The 1,290-nt window shown below is 64.3% G+C and carries 2 protein-coding genes; both read right to left on the bottom strand.

Features of this window, described 5'->3' with window-relative positions:
• Positions 1-156 precede the first annotated feature (156 nt).
• Positions 157-351, bottom strand: coding sequence for a hypothetical protein (locus CJ179_RS50440; RefSeq protein ID WP_095866536.1), 195 nt, complete (start codon positions 349-351; stop codon positions 157-159).
• A gap of 39 nt (positions 352-390) precedes the next feature.
• A complete protein-coding gene (locus tag CJ179_RS50435) occupies positions 391-618 on the bottom strand; it encodes a hypothetical protein (RefSeq protein WP_095866535.1) in 228 nt (75 codons plus the stop codon).
• Positions 619-1,290 lie beyond the last annotated feature (672 nt).

The following is a 1,290-nucleotide window of genomic DNA, read 5'->3' as shown; positions in this document are numbered from 1 at the left end:
CGGGTGATGTGGCCGTTCCAGGGTTCGACGCGGGGGCGGTTGTCCCAGTCGGGCGGGAAATACTCGTTCACCGTTCCACCTCCCCCGCTTCGGTGTTCGCTTCGACGTGCATTGCGGGGTCCTTTCAACGGAGCGGGTGAGGCTTTCGGATGTGTGTCAGGCCGCTGCGGCGACCGCTCGGATCGTGTGCGAGATGAAGATGTCGAGGAGGTCGATCTCGGCCTTGGAGCCGTCGGCGAGGCGGACGGTCGCGAACCGCGACCCTGCCTCGTCGCGGTGGTATGCGTACACGCCGACGATGCGGTCGCGGGGGTGGTCCGGGGTAATGGCTTCGGCGAGGACGTTGGACATGAGAACTCCTTTTTCAGTGGATTGCTGGAGGGCTGTGGGTCAGGCGCGCGGAGCCGCGTTCAGCTCTGCTGCAATAGCGGCGGGGTCGCTCGCGGACTCCGCGAGTTCGCACAGGTCGAAGTAGTCCGCCAGAATTTCGTCCCCTTCGACCTCGTCGTCGAGGGCGGCCGCTGTGATCTGTCCGTCTCGGATCACGATCGATCCCCAGTCGAGACGGCGGGCCGCGGTGACGATTTCTGCGGTGATTTCTGCGGTGTTGTCGTTCATGCCAGCAACCTTCCGTGTGGACTGACAAGAATGTACTTTACATTGTCACGCTGTGATGTCGCAACCGTTCGGCAAAGCGCCCTACGAAACCGGGCTAGGTCCTCAAACCTTGTCGGGCTTCATTCAGGACCGACACGTACATGTCGACGTGGCCGCACGGGTTGCCCCATCGGTCACAGGTAAGCCATTCGCCGTCCTCGTGGAAGCGGTGTTTCTGCGGGATTCCCCGGGGGCCTTGGCAAGTGGGGCACGTCCAGATCAGCGTGAGAGCACAGATCGCAGGGTAGGCGCCGCTGGTTCCCCACCCGCTGCGGTCGATCACTTGAACGGTACGGCGCCGAGTGTCGTAGGTGGAAGGTTTGGGAATGTCATCTCCTTTCCAACGAAGGGGACGTGTCATCTATGCAGGTAAGAGCCCGGCACCGACGGTGTCGACGAGGCTGCGCCAGCCGGGCAGGACGCTTCTGCGGGCAGTTCGCCGGAAGGGGTCGCAGCGACCGCGTCACGGCGGTGAGCGGCGTCTCGGCCGCAGGAGGGTACAGGAGTGCCGGTAGGGCCGTCTGCGATGCCCTGGAGGACTGTGCGGGCTGCTTCCGCGTCGCCGCAGGCGCGGTGCGCACCGTCGAGTCGGATGTTCTTCTCGACGCCTTCGGCCTGGGAGCGCTTCACCAT

The sequence above is a fragment of the Rhodococcus sp. ACS1 genome, assembly GCF_002300155.1.
In the GTDB taxonomy this organism is placed as follows: Bacteria; Actinomycetota; Actinomycetes; order Mycobacteriales; family Mycobacteriaceae; genus Rhodococcus_F; species Rhodococcus_F koreensis.
The sequence above is the reverse complement of the archived record's forward strand: the minus strand, read 5'-3'. Positions and strand labels throughout refer to the sequence as shown.